Here is a 16,913-nt window from a genome sequence, read left to right on the forward strand (position 1 = left end):
GCCGACCTCCAACGGGTCCAAGACAAACTCAACAGCCGGCCCCGACCCACCCTGGACCTCGACACCCCAGCCCAACGCCTCGCCACCCTCCTCAACCAAGCTGCGTAGCCACGTTGCACTAGCCACTTGACTTTGAGCCGCGTTTCACCGCCACCACGTTACGAACGCGGATCTTGTCGGACTGTTATGCCGCAGACGGGCTGCGCTGAGCCCACCACTGAGTGTGCAGGCGCTGGCATACCGGCAGGCGCAGCGCGTCGGCACCGGCGAAGTCGGGCCGCACCGCAACCGCCGCGTATGAACCGGCACCGGCGTCGGGGTCGATGAGGACGCTGGCCATCCCGGCGCCGTTGGCGGCACGCAGGCCCGCTGCCGAGCCCACCATGGCCAACGCATCGTGGCCCGCCACCCCCAGTTCGGCCAGGGCGTGCCGGTACAGCTCGGCCCCGGTTGCGCTCACGTCATCGGTGGTGACGACGGTCTCCACCACGCCGTCGCCGACGAGCTGGCGCACCAGGGGTTCGGCCCAGCGCCGACGGCCTCCGGCAACCACCGCGACCGGCAGGTCGGCCAGGAACGCGTCGTTCACCAGATCCTCCAGACCTGGCCGTGCTGTCAGGCCGGCGTCGAGGATCATCTCGTCGAACATCATGTCCTTGGTCATGCAGATTTCGTCGGCGAGCACTTCAGTGAGCACATCGCACTCCGGGCCGACGCACTGCTTGCGCAGTTCGGCGGTGACCCGCTGGCGTTCGTCGTGCAGTGCGAGGAGCTGCTGATAACGGTCGACGCTCCATTGGATCGGCAGACCGTGCGCAGCGAAGGCGGCGTTGAAGACGACGCGATGCCCCTCCAGGTCGAGGTCCGACAGCGCATCGAGGTCGAAGACCACCGCACGCAGCGGACGGGCACTGACTTCGGTCTGCGGACAGTCCCACCAGAACCGTCCGGCACGCCATGACTTCTCTTGTAGTGAGGGCACCACATGACAGTGGCCCACGTCACATCCGTCGCGCGTCCCCCGTAGGGGGGATTAGAAGAGTTGATGTTGATCTGCTCCGGCCCTCGGTACCCGTCACCACCTCTAGGGTGATGCCATGGCGCCCTCCAATCCGGTGCGCCTTGTGCTGGTCGATGACCATGAGATGGTCATCGAGGGTCTCAAGGCCATGCTTGCTGCGTTCAACGACCGGGTCGAGGTGGTCGGCCAGGCCGTCGGCGCCGAACGGGCACTGAACGTGATCGAGACGCTCAACCCCGACATCGTCTTGTGCGACGTGCGCATGGAGGGCTCCAGCGGGCTGGATCTGTGCCGGGTGCTGCGCGAGCGCGACCCGGACCGCAAGGTGGTGATGTTGTCGGTCTACGACGACGAGCAGTACCTGTTCCAGGCGCTACGCGTGGGAGCCGCCGGGTATCTGCTCAAGAGCATCAGCAGTGACGAGCTCGTACGTCAGCTCGAATTCGCCCACAGCGGCCAGACCGCGATCGATCCGGGTATGGCGGCCCGCGCGGCAGGCACCGCGGCCCGGCTGCAGCGCGACGAGTTCTGGCCCGGCGTACGGCAAGGGCTGACCCAACGCGAAAGCGAGATCCTGTCCTTCGTGGTCACGGGCCTGTCCAACCGCGGGATCGCCAACAAACTGGTGATCGGCGAGGAAACGGTGAAGACCCATCTGCGCTCCATCTACCGCAAGCTCGGGGTCAGCGACCGGGCCGGCGCGGTGGCCACGGCACTACGTGAAGGTATCTACCAGTGACCGCCGGGAAGCCCGAGCGCGAACTCGGCCCCATCGACCTCACCGCCGACCGTGAACTGGCCCTGCTGCGCGAGCTCATCCGGGCGGCGTCGAGCGGCCCGGGTGTGGAGCCGCTGGCCGCCGCGGCGGCCCGGATGATCACCGAGGCCACCGCCACTGACGTGTGCTTCGTGCACGTGCTCGACGATTCGGAACGCGCCCTGACGCTGGCGGGCGCCACGCCGCCCTTCGATGCCGAGATCGGCAAGATCCGGCTGCCGCTCGGGCAGGGCATCTCCGGTTGGGTGGCCAGCCACCGCCAGCCCGTCGTGATCAGCCACGACAAGGAATCCGATCCCCGCTACAAGCCCTTCGAATCGCTGCGCGGGCGCGACTTCACCTCGATGGTGTCGGTCCCGATGGAGACCGGGCCGGGCGGGCTGGTCGGCGTGCTCAACGTGCACACGGTCGATCGCCGCGAGTTCACACCCCGTGACGTGGAGTTGCTGTTGGTGATCGGCCGGCTGATCGCCGGCGCGCTGCACCAGGCCCGGCTGCACCGCCAGCTGGTGGCACGCGAGCGGGCACACGAGAACTTCGTCGAGCAGGTGATCCAGGCGCAGGAGATCGAGCGGCGCCGGTTGGCCGGAGATATTCACGACGGCATCTCCCAGCGGTTGGTGACGCTGTCGTACCGGCTCGACGCCGCCGCCCGCGCGGTCGAGCCTGACATGGTCGCCGAGCAACTGGCGGCCGCACGGGAACTGGTCGCACTGACGCTGCAGGAAGCGCGGGCCGCGATCAGCGGGCTGCGCCCGCCGGTCCTCGACGACCTCGGCTTGTCGGGCGGGCTGGCCAGCCTGGCCCGCTCGATCCCGCGGATCCCGATCGACGTCGACCTCGCCGAGACCCGGGTGCCCGACCATATCGAGCTGGCGCTGTACCGCATCGCCCAGGAATGCCTGCAGAACGTGGTCAAACACGCCGAGGCGGACCGGGCCCGGCTCACCTTCGCCGTCGACGACGGCGTAGCCCGGCTCGAAATCGTCGATGACGGAAAGGGTTTCGACACGTTCGAGCATCCGCTGGGCAGTGACGAGATGGGTGGCTACGGGTTGCTGTCGATGGCGGAGCGGGCCGAGATCGTCGGCGGCCGGCTACACATCCGGTCGCGCCCGGGTGCGGGCACCACGGTGACCGCAACCATCCCGCTACCGGCTGTGATGGAGTAGCCGTCAGCCGTCCTCGCCGAGGTGCACGCGCACGGCGGGCACCGCGCGGGCGATCAGCTCCTCGGTCGATCGCGATGCGATCGGCTCGATCCGCAGGATGTGGCGCAGGTAGGCGATGCCGAGCAGTTGACCCATGGCCAGGTCCACCCGCAGTTCGGCGTCGGCGCCAGTGAGCGCGGTGGCGATCTGCGGGTAGAGCCGCTGCTCGATGAACTGGCGGACCAGTGCGGCCGATTCCTCGTGGGTGGCTGCGCCGCGCAGGATCGCCAACAGGGGCGGACGGGTGTCGGGATGTTCCCACAGCTCGAAGAAGGCCCGGGTGAGGCGTTCGGCCAGGCCGGTGCGACCGTCGTCGAGAATTCGCCCGCTGAACTGCTCGGGGTCGAACGGCCAGCCGACGGTGGCCCGGAACAGCTCGGCCTTGCTGCCGAAATAGTGCCGGATCAGGGCTGGATCCACGGCCGCGGCGGCGGCGATGTCGCGCAGGGAGGTCTTGTCGTAGCCGCCCTCGGCGAACATCCGCCGGGCGGTGGCGACCAGCTCCTCACGGGTGCCGGGCTGACCCGGCCGTCGTCCACGGGGCGGCATAGTCCAGAAATTCTACAGTCGTTGACTTCTTTATCGGGCCAGGTCTACGCTCGAATCATTAATTCCACACCTGAGGAGTTATCTGATGCCCGCTCCGCGATGGGTCGCCTACGCCAACAAGATCGGCCTGAATCAGCTCACCCGGTTCATCGCCCCATGGGCGCCGGGCTGGGCAGTCGTCATCCACCGGGGCCGCAAGTCCGGCCGGACCTTCCGGACACCGTTGTGGGCCTTTCGACGACCGAACGGCTACGTCATCGCCCTGACCTACGGCTCGCAGGCAGACTGGGTGCGCAATGTGCTGGCCGCCGACGGGTGCGAATTGGAGGCCCGCCGCCATCGGTACCGGCTGACCGCGCCCGAGGTCTACCGGGACGAGAACGCCACAGACATGCCCGCGTTCATCAGGTTCATGCTGCGCCGGGTGATCAAGCCCCCCGAGTTCCTCAGCCTGCAGATCGCGGACTAACCGCCGAGCTTCCCGGCGAGCTCGGGGCACTCGTACTTGATCGCCACGGTCACGATCGTCATGAGCGCGGGGGGTGAGATCCTGCTGCCCATCTGGATCAGCGTGTTGACGACATCCTGCTTTGTCTTGTTGAAACTGCTCTCGCCCATGATGCAGGCGAGCATCAGCTGATCACGGATCGCCGAATCGGAACCCTGCAGGCCGCCCGCCCGCACCTCCGCATAGGCCTCAGGTGGCAGTGCCCCCGAACCACCGCCAGGGGTCGCGCTCGGCTTGGGACTCTTTGTGGCAGTTCGCGCGGGTGCCCTCGACGCCGACGTGAACGGTGTGACGTCATCGGGGGCGGTGGCCACCCCGGTAGTCGTGTTACTGCAGGCCGCCATCAACACGACCGCGACGGCACCCAGTGCCGCGCCCACCCGCTTGGCGTTCATCCGCCGCTCCCATCAACTGTGTTCGAGGGTAGTGGGTTCGCACCGGGTGGCCGGGAAACCGGGAGTCAGAAATCCCCGGAGTGTCGGCGCAGCGTCTCGATCGACGCCACCAGGGCCTGGGACTGCTCATCCGACATCCCGACATCGGCGAACACCTGCTCGTTCAGTGTCACCGTGGCGTCCTCGACCGTCGAACGCCCGAGTTTGGTGATCTGCACCAAGGTGGTGCGCCCATCGGTCGGGTGCGGGATGCGCTCCACCAGACCGTTGGCTTCCAGGCGCCGGATGGCGTGCGTGACGCTGGTGACATGCACCTGGAGGCGATCGGAAGCCTTGGTGATCGGCAGTGCACCGGCCCGGCTGAACGCCAGCAGTCGCAACAGCTCGAACCGAGAGAAGCTCAGATCGTACGGCCGCAGTGCAGACTCCACCCGGGCCAGCAGGATCTGGTGGGCGCGCATCACCGACGTCACCGCGACCATGCCGCCGGCCACGTCGCCCCATCCGGCTGCCTCCCAGTTCGCGCGAGCCTGCGCGATGGGGTCACGTTTGTCTGGTGGTGAGGGCACGCCTCTTCTTACCGCATCACCGTGCAGGCGCCGCGCATTCTGCGCCCATCCGGGCGCGCATCGTGGCCTTCAGGCGGCCGCTGTCACCGCACCCAGCACGGCGCAGGTGGATTGCCTCGATCCGATCGTGATCCGCACCCCGCCGTCGGCGTAATGGCGGAGCTGAAGTCCGGTGCCGTCGAACACCTCCGGCCACGACAGGGACCCGCCGGGTAGGTACAGGAAGTTCGCCTGAGCGTCGGTGCTGTAGACCCCGAGCGCGCGCAACCGCGTCTGCAGGTAGCGCCGTTCCGCTGCGATCATCCGGATACGTTGGCGCAACTGATTTTCCGCATCGTATGAGGCGGCGACAGCCACCTGGGCACTGAGCCCGATTCCGAACGGCAACTGCATCTGCCACAGCTGCCGGCCCAGATCGGGGGCACAGAACCCGTAGCCGATCCGCAGCCCGGCCAGGCCGTAGGCCTTCGAAAAGGTGCGCACCACCACGACATTGCCGAACCGGGCCACCAGGCTCGGCCCGTCGATCCGGTGTTCGGCGGTCAAGAACTCCGCATATGCCTCGTCGAGCAGCACGACGGTGTTCTCGGGAAGCCGGGTCAGGAGGCGCTCGATCTCGATGGCCGGTTCGACGGTGCCCGTCGGGTTGTGCGGCCGGCAGACCGCCACGACCCTCGCGTCCTTCCCGGCCTCGGCCATCGCATCCAGATCGTGATGGCCGTGCGCATCGAGCGGAATCGTCACCGTCCGCAACCGCGCCATCTGCGCGAAGATGGGATACCCGTCGAACGTGGGCCCCGCCATCACCATGGTGTCGCCGGGACTGGTCACCGCCTGCAGCACCTGCATGATGACCCCGGTGGCTCCGGCCCCGACGATCACCTGCTCCTCGGCCACTCCGTCGTGATCGGCGATCAGCGATCGCAACCGTTGCGGCAGGAATTCCGGATACCGGTTGGCGGCCTCATCGCACGCGCGCAGCGCTGAGCGAACCGCGGGCAGTGGCGGAAACGGGCATTCGTTGAGCGACAACGCCAACGGGTTGACCGCCTGCGGCAGCGCGCCGACCACGTCGGACAGTGCGGTGCGCGGTGCCACCATCACCCGTTCCCCAGGTCGCCGCCGTTGCCGGCCCGCCCGCCCCACCGCACTGCGGCGGCTCCGGCGAAGTCACCGGCGTGGGCGAAGGCGGCCATCAGCACGGTGTCGCCGGCCTTCACCCGACCGCCGGTGACGGCCCGGTCCAGATTGACGGGAATGCCTGCGGCGAAGAGGTTTCCACATTCGTCAAAGGTGTCGACGTGGCGTTCGGGCGGCAACTCGAGCGCATCGCGCCAGTTGCGGAGGAACACCCGGTTGGGCTGATTCGTGACGAGCAGGTCGATGTCCTTGGGCTGCACACCGATCCGATCGCAGACCGCATACGACACCTCGGGAACCTGTCGGTTGCCGCGGGCCAGCACCTTGGTGATCTTGCTCTCGGTGAAGCCGATGGAGGCCTCTCCCGTGCGGGCCTGCCACCATTTGGCCGGCGGGTCGATTGCCAGGGTCATATCACCCGCGTACTCGCCGTACGTGCGGCATTCGATGTCGAGGATGGGCGAGGAGTCCGACAGCGTCACGAGCGCAACCGCCGCGCCGTCACCGGGGACCGAGGCCTGGGCTTTGCGCCGGACGGTCGGCTGGTCGAACACCGTGCCCGCGGCGTTCTGGGCGATCGCGATCACCGCGGTCCGGCCCTCCCCCGCGCTCAGCAGCGTACGGGCCACCTTGAGCCCGAGCACGAATGCCGCGCAGCCGCCGTTGTGCAGGTCGATCACCCAGTCGGGCTTCATCCCCAGCCGGTGTGCCATGCCGCCGCCGCCACCGTAGAACGGCATGTCGGGCAGCTGGGTGTGGGTTATCAGCACATCAGCCCCGGTGATGACGTCGGAACCGTGCCGCTCGATCAACCCGGCGGCGGCCCGCTCGACCATGTCGATCGCGGTTTCCTCGGGCGCCACATGATGACGGAACCGCGGCGCACGGAACATCACGTTCTCGGCCAGCTCATCGGTTTCGGCGAACCCGGCGTAGTAGTCGGCGCCGAGCGGGTCACCGGGCAGGTAGGTGGACAGATCGATGAGGCTGACGGGAGCTTTCTCAGACATGGCCGGGCCTCACTTCATCCAGGCCGGGGTGACCGGCAGGCCGTTGCGGTGCCGGTATTCGGCGATCGCCTTGAGGTTTCGCAATTCCAGCAGGTGGCCGGGGCCGAACATGTCCCAGAAGTCGCCCACCCAGACCGGTCGCGCCTGCGGCGCGGTCTCCGGGTAGGGGTTCTCGTCGTAGAACGGATGATGGCAATTCGTCCACAGCACAACCGATCCCGGCTTGTCCAAGACCACCTGCGCATCGACGATCCGCATCAGGTAGATCATCCACAGGTGCTTGCCCTGATCCCAGGCGCAGTGGTAGTCCACGGTGAGCGCGTCGCGGTTGGCCACCGTGCGGGTGTAGATCGCGCTGCCCGGGCCCGACGGCCCGGCACCGAGCCGATCATGGGCCAGCCACAACCCGGGCTCCTCGGTCGGGGTGAAACCACGCAGGCTGTACGTCCACTCTTCCAGGCAGCGGGTGTCGGACATGTAGTCGAACAACTCGTCGGGTGGGCACTCGATGTAGTCGTTGACCGTGCAGTACTGACCGAACACCTGGTCATGCGGGTAGACCGACCGCATCATGTCCATGATGATCGGGGTGGCCTGCTCCTTGGGTGAGGTCTCGATCCGGATCAGTCCGTCGAGCGGGGTGCGGGTGGCCCGATGGGCCGTGATGTCTTCAAGCGCGGGCAGTGACATGGGTCCTGTTCTCCTCTGACGTGGAAGGTGTGCTGTCGTTGGGGGTGAGAAATGCTGCGAACGGCGGGATTTCGTCGGCTGAGCATTCGATGCTCAGCACCGATGGGCCGTCGGTGTCCAGTGCCATGCCGAGTGCCTGGGGCAGTTGACGGATCTCGGTGACGTCGTATGCGGGCAGGCCGGGGAACATCGCCGCCAGCCCGGCACCCAGCCGGCTCGGGCCGAACCTGTTGTAGGAGTAGCGATCGTCGTAGAACAGCTGTTCGCGGGTGACGCACATGGCGTGGGCATGGTTGTCGAACAGCACGAACGTGATCGGCAGCCGGTACTGCACCGCAGTGTGAATCTCCATGCCGTGCATGAAGAATGAGCCGTCACCGGCGATCACCGCGGTGCGCCGGTTGGTCACAGCGCCGACCGCAGTGGCCCGGTGGAACGTCATCCCGATGCCCGCGCCGAAGCTGTAGCCCATCCCGCCCATGCCCAGCGCCACCATGAAGCGGCCGTCGCGCCGGGCCGGCAGATAGTGGATGGCCGAGGCCCCGACGTTGCCCGCGTCGACGACGATGTCGGTGCCGTCGGGCAGGGCCTCGTCGAGCACGGCCATCGCGTCGCGGTACCGGATGCCCGGACCGCCATGGGCCGGTGGGCGCAATTCGGTCCGCGGGGCCATGTCCGCCACCCGAAGCTGGGCGGGTCGGCCGGGACCGGACAGCGCCCGGGCCAGCAGCGTCAGCGATACCCGCAGATCATCTGAATGGAGGTGGGTACACGAGAGGTGGGGCACCTGGGCGCCGATCGAGTAGGTCGGTACCGAACCCAGCGCGCCGTCGAGGCCCGTCCGGGCGGTCACCGTCATGCGGGTGCCGACCAGCAGGCACAGTGCGCTCCGCGCTGCGGCAACGGACACCCCGGGATGGCCCATCACGCCGGCCACCCCCAACGAGGAGGACGAGCCGAGCCCGGGGATGCCCGCCACGTCTTTGGCGTCGGGCACCGTGGCCACCTGCGCCCGCAGCGTGGCCCGCAGCCGTTCCAGTTCGGCGCGGGCGTCGTTTCTCGCCACCTGTTCACCGGCGATGATCGTGATCGGGCCGTCGACGCCGCGCAGGGCCTGTTCGAGCACGCCGAGATCGGAATGGCGTGCGGTCGTCCCGGTGGCGCCGGCCCGTCCGTTGCCGGCACCGAGCTCCCCCAGCTCGGCCTGCTGAATGTTCTTGGGCAGTAACAACACCGCGGGTCCACCGGCGCGGGCGGCAGCCAGAGCTTCGGGCAACGCGGTGACGATGTCAGCGGGCGTCAGCACCCTGCGGCAGTACACCGAGACCGCCGAGAACAAGGCGTGCCCGTCCAGGCTGCCGTTGTCCCCACTGGTGTCCTGGAAGGCACCGTGGCCGTCGAGCGTCGTCGGCGCCTGCCCGATCAGGGCCAGCACGGGAACCCGGCTGGCCAGCGATTCCGCCAGCCCGGGCACGGTGTTCAGGCAGCCGCCGCCGGAAGTCGCCGCCACCACGCCGATCCCGGCGCCGCTGCGGCTGTATCCGTCTGCCATTGTGGCAGCGGAGAATTCGTGTTTGGCCAGCACCGCGGTGATGTCGTCACGGAAGTACGCCGCGTCGTAGAGGTCCTCGATGTTGGCACCGTCCACGCCGAAGATGTGTGAGACCCCATTCGCGGCCAGATGGCTGACGATGTGGTCCACCACCCTGTGCGTCTCGACCATGTGTCACCTACTTCCGTGCTCTGCCAGTGACACGACGCGTGGACGGCGTCGGTTCACCGCGAGACGGGATTTGTGCAAACTCCCCGCGATATCGCAGGACATCCCAAGGTGGTAGCCACGCCGAACGTCACGCTGGAGTGTCCCTCGGGTCCGAGGGCCACTCCAGCGTGACGAAGCTGCGCCTGATCCGGTCGGCAGGGCCGGAAGCTCAGAGCTGCTTTTCCAGCAGTACCTTGCCTTCGGGGGACGTAACCAGTTGCACCGCAGCGATATCCGTCATCGGCATCTGGGTATTGCCGCTGGGCAGTGCGGTGGCGCCGGACAGCCCCAGCCACGTCGCGATCTCGTTGTGGCTGCCGTCCCGGCCGATCACCACCATGCCCAGGTTCTGCGGAGGCGTATCCTGCTTGCCCCAGCTGCCGTAACTGCAGGCCATGTCGATCCGGGTGCCCCACGAATAGCTGGTCATCGCGATGCTGGCGTTGATGGGAGTGTCGGAGACCTTGCTCATGGCCAGCATCTGCGAGGTCTGCTGTTCGGTGCCGCTATGCAGGCCGAACACCTCGGGACGGATACCGATCACCACACCGACCGCCAGCAGCGCCGCGGCCAGGCCCACGGCCGCCGTGGTCACCCACCGCGAGCGCCGCCGCCCCCAGCTCACCTTGGCCAGCACGGACTGCAGCACCTCGGGCCGCAGCGGCGGATCGGGCTGTTCTGATTCGAGGGCGAGCACGTCGTCAAGGTCGAGCATGGCCAGCAGCGCGGGCATACCACTCAACTCGGCCACCGAGGAACGGCACCGCCCGCAGCCCTCCAGATGGGCCTCATACTCGCGGCGCTCGCTGCTTTCCAGCGATCCCAGCACGTAGGCCGCATCCCAGGTCCGGTAACGATCGGATTCCACCGGATCAGGAATGTGGGGTACACCGAACTGTGTCATCGTGTCACCCCCATCTCCTGCAAGTTCAGTCGTAACGCGCGTACCGCATAGTGCAGCCGTGATTTCACGGTGCCCTCGGGTATATGCAGATCGTCGGCAATCTGCCCGGTGGTCCAGCCCTGGTAGTACGCCCGGCGGACCACTGCCCGGTGTTCGTCGGACAGTTGGCTCAGCGCTGTGGTCAGCAGTATTCGATCCAAGGCGTTGTCCACTTGGTCGGGGGTCGCAACAGTCCCGGCATGGTCTGCCACCTGTTCCGGGTCGGGCACACCGGTTTCATTCCGAAACCGGGCACTCCGACGCTCATCGATGATCATATTGCGCGCCACGGTGAACAACCAGGCACGTGCTGATCGATCGGTATCGGCGGTGACGTCAGGGTGACGCCACGCACGCAGCAGCGTCTCCTGCACCACGTCCTCGGCCCGGGCACGGTCACCCGTGAGCCGAAGTGCGTAGCGCCATAGCGCGGCAGCATGCTCGTCGTAGAGCACCCGCATCATGGCGGCCTCCGGATCATCCATTCCCTACCTCCGCCTGTGATACGACGTTGGTGGCGATCCGGTTCAATTACTACCTTTGCGCGCGGGCATACACCAGCGCAGGCGCCCGATTCGGGTAGTGATTGCTGGCGCTGATTACCGGGTGAGGATTCGGGGGCCGTCTTCGGTGACGGCGACGGTGTGCTCCCAGTGCGCCGCGCGGGTCCCGTCGGCGGTGACGACAGTCCACTCGTCGTCGAGAATCTTGGTCTCGGTGGTACCCAGGGTGAGCATGGGTTCGATGGCCAGTACCGAGCCGGGCTCCAGGTACGGGCCGCGCCCCGGTGAGCCCTCGTTGGGCAGGAACGGGTCCATGTGCATCTGCCGGCCGATGCCGTGGCCGCCGTAGCCGTCGACGATGCCGTACTTGCGGTCGTGGCGAGCCTCGGCGGCGTGGGTCTCGACCTCGATCGCGTGCGAGACGTCGGTCAGCCGATTTCCTGGCAGCATCGCGGCGATGCCGGCCTCCATGGCCGATTTCGTTGCGGCAGAAAGGGCTTCGTCGGCCGCGATGAGCGCGCCGATTCCGAAGGTGACCGCCGAGTCGCCGTGCCACCCGTCGACGATCGCGCCGCAGTCGATGGACACCAGATCTCCGGCGGCCAGTTTCTCTCCGGCCGACGGAATGCCGTGCACCACACGGTCATTGACGGATGCGCAAATACTGGCCGGGAATCCGTGATAGCCGAGGAACGACGGGGTGCCGCCACCGTCACGGATGACGGACTCGGCGATCTGGTCCAGCTCGAGAGTGGACACGCCCGGGGCGGCGGCAGCGCGGACCGCGCGCAGCGCCGAGGCGACCAGCGCCCCGGCCACGGCCATCGCGTCCAACTCTCCGGCGCTACGCTGCGCAACGACCTTGCGCTTACGCAACCCCGGCAATCTGATCACTTACCCAGTGCGTGCAACGCGCGGGCGAACACCTCGTCGAGGGCACCCACCGCATCCACGGTCTTCAGGTCGTCGCGGTAGTACTCCAGCAGCGGCTCGGTCTCGTCGCGGTAGACCTTCATCCGGTTGCGGATGACCTCGTCGGTGTCGTCGGCGCGACCACGGCCCTTGAGCCGGGTCAGCAGCTCGTCCTCGGACACCTGGAACTCCACCACCGCATCGAGCTTGGTGTTGCGCGCGGCAAGCATGTCCTTGAGCGCACCGGCCTGCTCGACCGATCGGGGGTAGCCGTCGAGGATGAATCCGTCAGCGGCGTCGGCCTGATCGATGCGGTCCTCGACCAGACGGTTGGTCAGCTCAGCGGGCACCAGGTCGCCGGCGTCCAGGTAGCCCTTGGCCTCCAGCCCGAGCGGGGTGCCCTCACCGATGTTCTTGCGGAACAGGTCCCCGGTGGAGATTTGCGGGATGCCGAGCTTCTCGGACAGCTTCTCTGCCTGCGTGCCTTTGCCCGCGCCGGGCGGTCCGAGTAGGACGACTCTCACTTCAGGAACCCTTCGTAGTTACGTTGCATGAGCTGGCTCTCGATCTGTTTGACGGTATCCAAACCGACACCGATCATGATGAGAACCGCGGTTCCGCCGAACGGCAGATTCTGTACCGAGCCGGTGTTTCCGATCTGCAGGAACAGGTTGGGCAGAACGGCGATCGTACCGAGGTAGATCGAGCCGGGCAGGGTGATCCGGCTGAGCACGTACCGCAGGTAGTCCGCGGTCGGCTTTCCGGGCCGGATGCCCGGGATGAATCCGCCGAACTTCTTCATCTCGTCGGCGCGCTCGTCGGGGTTGAAGGTGATCGACACGTAGAAGTACGTGAAGAAGATGATCAGGCCGAAGTAGAGCGCGATGTACACCGGATCCGCCGGGTTGGTCAGATAGTCGGCGACGAACTTGTCCCACCATCCGGTGCCCGGGTTGGAGCTGCCGCTCTGGATCAGCTGCGTGATCAGGTGCGGGATGTAGATCAGCGACGACGCGAAGATCACCGGGATGACACCGGCCTGGTTGACCTTGAGCGGCAGGTAGGTGGAGGTGCCGCCGTACATCTTGCGGCCCACCATGCGCTTGGCGTACTGGACCGGGATGCGGCGCTGGCCCTGCTCGACGAACACCACGCCGACGATGATGGCCAGAGTCGCGGCGACGACGGCGGTGAACACCAGTCCGCCGCGACTCTCCAGGATGGTCTGGCCTTCGGCCGGGATCCGGGCCGCGATGCCGGCGAAGATCAGCAGGGACATGCCGTTGCCGATACCGCGTTCGGTGATCAGCTCGCCCATCCACATCACCAGCGCCGCGCCTGCGGTCAGCACCAGCACGATGACGATCAGACCGAAAATCGAGGTGTCCTGGATGATATCGAGGCTGCAGCCCTGCAACAGCCCGCCGTTGGCGGCGAGCGCCACGATGCTGGTGGCCTGCAGGACGGCCAGCGCGATCGACAGATAACGCGTGTACTGCGTCATCTTGGCCTGACCGGCCTGGCCTTCCTTCTGCAGCTGCTCGAAGCGCGGGATCACCACGACCAACAGCTGCACGATGATGCTCGCGGTGATGTAGGGCATGACGCCCACCGCGAAGACGGTCAGCTGCAGCAGTGCGCCGCCGGAGAACAAGTTGATCAATGAGTAGATCTGCGCCGAATCTCCGCCGCTGACCTGCTCGATGCACTTTTGGACGTTCGGGTAGTTAACCCCCGGAGACGGGATCGACGCGCCGGCCCGGTACAGGATCACCAGGCCCAACGTGAACAGGATCTTGCGTCTGAGGTCGGCCGTCCGCAGTGATGAGATGAAAGCCGAAAGCACTCTTCCTCCTGCGCAGCCGACTTCTCAGCGCGGCGTGCCAAATGGGGCTGGTGGAGCCAGCGTCAATGGTCAAGTCATGTCCGGCCGCCCTGCAGGCGCGCAGCCTGCGAACTCAGCCGTCAAATCAGTCTACGAGAGTAACAGTTGCCTCGGAGACCACCCTGCATGCACCCGCGGCAGCCCACTGCGGCCCGCCCGATCCGTCCGAGATTCCGCCCAACGACGGAGCAGAGCATCTCTTCAGAATCGGAGCGTACAGTCGGCGACAGCTCATTACATCACCTAACTAACACGTTGATTTTCACTGAACAAAAGGGGGATCCATGGCCCGGACTGCTGACGATTCGTGGGATCTGGCGTCGAGCGTTGGAGCCACGGCGACCATGGTCGCAGCAGCGCGTGCGATGGCCACCAATGCCGATGATCCGGTGATCGACGACCCCTTCGCCGCTCCCCTGGTTCGCGCCGTCGGGATGGACTTCTTCTCCCAACTCGCCGACGAGAACTTCACCACCGAGGGACTCGACGAAGAGGCGGCGACCGGCCTGGTCCGGTTCGCCAACGGCATGGCTGCCCGCACCCGCTTCTTCGACGACTTCTTCCTGAGCGCGTGCCGCGCGGGTATCCGGCAAGCAGTGATCCTGGCCGCCGGGCTGGATTCCCGGGCCTACCGGCTGCCATGGCCGGACGGCACCGTCGTGTACGAGGTCGACCAGCCCGAGGTGATCGAGTTCAAGAGCGCCACCCTGGCAGGCCTGGGCGCGGTGCCGACGACCGAGCGCCGGACGGTGGCCATCGACCTTCGCTTCGACTGGCCCTCGGCACTGGCCGAGGCGGGGTTCGACCCGTCGGTGCCGACGGCGTGGATCGCCGAGGGGTTGCTGGGTTACCTGCCGGGCGATGCCCAGGACCGTTTGCTCGACCAGATCACCGCGCTGAGCGCGCCGGGCAGCCGCTTCGGTGTCGAGGGCGTGCCGGCGACCGAGACCAACGACGAGGAGACCATCCGGGCCCGGATGCAGGAGTTCACCGACCGCTGGCGGGCACACGGCCTCGATATGGACCTCAACGAGCTGATCTTCCTCGGCGACCGTGCCGACGTGACGACGTATCTGGAAGGCCACGCGTGGCGGACCACCGGCATCTCGTCGAACGATCTGCTGGTCCGTACCGGCCTGCCACCGGTCGAGGATGAGGCCCACGCGGCATCGGTTCTCTACATCAGCGCCGAGAAGTGAGGTAGGGCAAGCAATGGCACGGTCTGACACCGACAGCTGGGATCTGGCCTCCAGTGTGGGCGCGACGGCGACAATGGTCGCCGCGGCCCGTGCGATCGCCAGCGCCGAACCCGATCCGCTGATCAACGACCCGTACGCCGCGGACCTGGTCCGTGCTGTCGGGGTGGAGTTCTTCACCAAGCTCGTCGACGGCGAGATCGCGCTCGACGGTGAGCTGGCCGCCGGCGCCGAGTTGATGATCGGGATCATGGCGGTGCGAACGAAGTTCTTCGACGACTTCTTCACCGAAGCCGTCGCCGAGGCCGGTATCCGCCAGGCCGTCATCCTGGCCTCGGGTCTGGACTCGCGCGCGTACCGACTGCCCTGGCCGGACGGCACCGTCGTCTACGAGATCGACCAGCCCGAGGTGATCGGCGCGAAGACGGCCACCATGGCCCAGATCGGGGCCACGCCCACAGCCGAACGCCGCACCGTCGCGGTCGACCTACGCGAAGACTGGCCCGCCGCACTGCAGGCGGCCGGCTTCGATCCGGCGGCGCCCAGTGCGTGGAGCGCCGAGGGCCTGCTGGCTTACCTTCCGCCGGAAGCTCAGGACCGGTTGTTCGACAACATCACCGCGCTCAGCGCCCCGGGCAGCAGGTTGGCAACCGAGTTCCATCCCGACATCGCGGCCAACCTGCGCGAGCGTGGCAACGCGATGAGCGAGCAGTGGCGTCAACACGGCCTCGACCTCGACCTGGCCAACCTCTGGTACGACGGCGAGCGCAATTCGGTCGTCGACTACCTCACCGGCAGCGGATGGTCGGTGACCGCACGGCGGCGGCCCGAGTTGTTCGCCGAATACGGGCGCGCCTTCCCTGACGGAGAAGCCGCAGCGCCGCAACGCAATTCACAGGCCATCATCGCGATACGAGGTTAGGACCACCATGACACGCACCGAAGGCGACACCTGGGATCTCGCCACCAGCGTCGGGGCGACTGCTACCGGGGTGGCGGCGTCCCGCGCCCTGGCCACCAAACAACCCGACCCCCTCATCAATGATCCGTACGCCGACGCCCTGGTGCGTGCGGTGGGTCTCGAACACAGCATCCGGCTCGCCGACGGCGAGGCGTGCGTCGAGGGCGATCTGATGCTGGACCGGCAGCGGATGTGCGAGCAGATCGCCGTTCGCACCCGGTTCTTCGATGACTTCTTTCTTGCGGCCGCTGACGCCGGCGTCCGCCAGGCGGTGATCCTGGCCTCCGGGCTGGACACCCGCGCCTACCGGCTGGCCTGGCCTGCCGGCAGCGTGGTGTTCGAGGTGGATCAGCCCGCGGTGCTGGAGTTCAAGTCCCGCACCCTGACCGGACTCGGGGCCGAGCCGGCCGCCGAATTGCACACCGTGCCGGTCGATCTGCGCGACGACTGGCCGAAAGCCCTGCGTGACAACGGCTTCGATCCGCGGATCCCGACCGCCTGGATTGCCGAGGGGCTGCTGATCTATCTTCCCCCCGAAGCCCAGGACCGGCTGCTCGAGAACATCACCGCGCTCAGCGCCCCGGGCAGCCGCCTGGCCACCGAACACATGGACGCCGCCTCGCTCACCGAGAAGTGGTCCGAGCGGGTGACCCAATGGTCCAAGAAGGTCGGGTCCGATGTCGATCTGATGGACCTGTTCTATTCGGGTGAGCGCACCTCGGCCCGCGACCACCTGACCACGCTGGGATGGGACGTCACGGTGCAGCCCACCCGGGCAGCCTACGAGTCCCACGGTTTCGCCTATCCCGAGGAGCTTGCCGATCTGGCCGGTGATTCTGGTTATCTGTCAGCAACACTGAAGACATCGCACTAGACGACC

The 16,913-nt window shown here is 67.0% G+C and carries 19 protein-coding genes; 6 read left to right on the forward strand and 13 right to left on the reverse strand.

The genetic code is table 11. The features are described from left to right. Positions 1 to 184 precede the first annotated feature (184 nt). Complete coding sequence (locus ACWEFV_RS18680; protein ID WP_450071243.1) at positions 185 to 982, reverse strand: HAD family hydrolase; 798 nt, start codon at positions 980 to 982, stop codon at positions 185 to 187. A gap of 115 nt (positions 983 to 1,097) precedes the next feature. Between ACWEFV_RS18680 and ACWEFV_RS18685 the strand changes: the two genes are divergently transcribed. Together ACWEFV_RS18685 and ACWEFV_RS18690 are read left to right on the forward strand one after the other, a co-directional pair. Further along, complete coding sequence (locus ACWEFV_RS18685) at positions 1,098 to 1,760, forward strand: response regulator (protein WP_450071244.1); 663 nt, start codon at positions 1,098 to 1,100, stop codon at positions 1,758 to 1,760. Positions 1,761 to 1,792: 32 nt separating this feature from the next. After that, positions 1,793 to 2,971, forward strand: a complete 1,179-nt coding sequence (locus tag ACWEFV_RS18690; RefSeq protein ID WP_135459876.1) for a GAF domain-containing sensor histidine kinase — start codon at positions 1,793 to 1,795, stop codon at positions 2,969 to 2,971. A gap of 3 nt (positions 2,972 to 2,974) precedes the next feature. Here ACWEFV_RS18690 and ACWEFV_RS18695 read toward each other — a convergent pair whose 3' ends face one another. Then, positions 2,975 to 3,559 carry a TetR/AcrR family transcriptional regulator gene (locus ACWEFV_RS18695; protein ID WP_450071245.1) on the reverse strand — a complete coding sequence of 195 codons (585 nt, stop codon included), beginning with the start codon at positions 3,557 to 3,559 and terminating at the stop codon, positions 2,975 to 2,977. Positions 3,560 to 3,644: 85 nt separating this feature from the next. On the opposite strand from ACWEFV_RS18695, the gene ACWEFV_RS18700 reads away from it, so the two are divergent. Next, positions 3,645 to 4,028, forward strand: coding sequence for a nitroreductase family deazaflavin-dependent oxidoreductase (locus ACWEFV_RS18700; RefSeq protein ID WP_450071246.1), 384 nt, complete (start codon positions 3,645 to 3,647; stop codon positions 4,026 to 4,028). Here ACWEFV_RS18700 and ACWEFV_RS18705 read toward each other — a convergent pair. The 11 genes from ACWEFV_RS18705 to secY form a co-directional block, all read right to left on the reverse strand. Continuing rightward, positions 4,025 to 4,462 (reverse strand): hypothetical protein, encoded by a 438-nt coding sequence (locus tag ACWEFV_RS18705; RefSeq protein WP_135452914.1) that lies wholly within the window; start codon positions 4,460 to 4,462, stop codon positions 4,025 to 4,027. The genes ACWEFV_RS18700 and ACWEFV_RS18705 overlap by 4 nt on opposite strands. A gap of 65 nt (positions 4,463 to 4,527) precedes the next feature. Continuing rightward, on the reverse strand, positions 4,528 to 5,031 hold the full coding sequence (locus ACWEFV_RS18710) for a MarR family transcriptional regulator (RefSeq protein WP_135452913.1): 504 nt from the start codon (positions 5,029 to 5,031) through the stop codon (positions 4,528 to 4,530). Between the two features lie 69 nt (positions 5,032 to 5,100). Next, entirely contained in the window at positions 5,101 to 6,132 is a 1,032-nt protein-coding gene (locus ACWEFV_RS18715) for a pyridoxal phosphate-dependent aminotransferase (protein ID WP_135452912.1), read from the reverse strand. Beyond that, entirely contained in the window at positions 6,132 to 7,181 is a 1,050-nt protein-coding gene (locus ACWEFV_RS18720; RefSeq protein ID WP_135452911.1) for a 3-oxoacyl-ACP synthase III family protein, read from the reverse strand. Before ACWEFV_RS18720 ends, ACWEFV_RS18715 begins: the two co-directional genes overlap by 1 nt. A gap of 9 nt (positions 7,182 to 7,190) precedes the next feature. Continuing rightward, positions 7,191 to 7,871 (reverse strand): SRPBCC family protein, encoded by a 681-nt coding sequence (locus tag ACWEFV_RS18725; protein WP_135452910.1) that lies wholly within the window; start codon positions 7,869 to 7,871, stop codon positions 7,191 to 7,193. Further along, positions 7,852 to 9,594, reverse strand: coding sequence for a thiamine pyrophosphate-binding protein (locus tag ACWEFV_RS18730; RefSeq protein ID WP_450071247.1), 1,743 nt, complete (start codon positions 9,592 to 9,594; stop codon positions 7,852 to 7,854). Before ACWEFV_RS18730 ends, ACWEFV_RS18725 begins: the two co-directional genes overlap by 20 nt. Before the next feature lie 208 nt (positions 9,595 to 9,802). Then, positions 9,803 to 10,537: an anti-sigma factor family protein gene (locus ACWEFV_RS18735; RefSeq protein WP_450071248.1), complete on the reverse strand. Its 735-nt coding sequence runs from the start codon at positions 10,535 to 10,537 to the stop codon at positions 9,803 to 9,805. Then, positions 10,534 to 11,061 carry a sigma-70 family RNA polymerase sigma factor gene (locus tag ACWEFV_RS18740; RefSeq protein ID WP_135452908.1) on the reverse strand — a complete coding sequence of 176 codons (528 nt, stop codon included), beginning with the start codon at positions 11,059 to 11,061 and terminating at the stop codon, positions 10,534 to 10,536. The genes ACWEFV_RS18735 and ACWEFV_RS18740 overlap by 4 nt, the downstream gene beginning before the upstream one ends. A gap of 114 nt (positions 11,062 to 11,175) precedes the next feature. Next, positions 11,176 to 11,973: a type I methionyl aminopeptidase gene (gene map / locus ACWEFV_RS18745; protein WP_135452907.1), complete on the reverse strand. Its 798-nt coding sequence runs from the start codon at positions 11,971 to 11,973 to the stop codon at positions 11,176 to 11,178. After that, positions 11,970 to 12,515 carry an adenylate kinase gene (locus tag ACWEFV_RS18750; RefSeq protein ID WP_135452906.1) on the reverse strand — a complete coding sequence of 182 codons (546 nt, stop codon included), beginning with the start codon at positions 12,513 to 12,515 and terminating at the stop codon, positions 11,970 to 11,972. Before ACWEFV_RS18750 ends, map begins: the two co-directional genes overlap by 4 nt. Next, positions 12,512 to 13,837 (reverse strand): preprotein translocase subunit SecY, encoded by a 1,326-nt coding sequence (gene secY / locus ACWEFV_RS18755; RefSeq protein WP_135452905.1) that lies wholly within the window; start codon positions 13,835 to 13,837, stop codon positions 12,512 to 12,514. Before secY ends, ACWEFV_RS18750 begins: the two co-directional genes overlap by 4 nt. Positions 13,838 to 14,160: 323 nt before the next feature. Between secY and ACWEFV_RS18760 the strand changes: the two genes are divergently transcribed. From ACWEFV_RS18760 to ACWEFV_RS18770, 3 genes are read left to right on the forward strand one after another with little or no spacing between them, the layout of a single operon-like run. Further along, positions 14,161 to 15,075 (forward strand): class I SAM-dependent methyltransferase, encoded by a 915-nt coding sequence (locus tag ACWEFV_RS18760; protein ID WP_450071249.1) that lies wholly within the window; start codon positions 14,161 to 14,163, stop codon positions 15,073 to 15,075. A gap of 13 nt (positions 15,076 to 15,088) precedes the next feature. Continuing rightward, entirely contained in the window at positions 15,089 to 15,994 is a 906-nt protein-coding gene (locus ACWEFV_RS18765; protein ID WP_450071250.1) for a class I SAM-dependent methyltransferase, read from the forward strand. Positions 15,995 to 16,001: 7 nt separating this feature from the next. Beyond that, entirely contained in the window at positions 16,002 to 16,907 is a 906-nt protein-coding gene (locus tag ACWEFV_RS18770; RefSeq protein ID WP_450071251.1) for a class I SAM-dependent methyltransferase, read from the forward strand. Positions 16,908 to 16,913: the final 6 nt, after the last annotated feature.

This window comes from Mycobacterium sp. NPDC004974 (genome assembly GCF_053600815.1).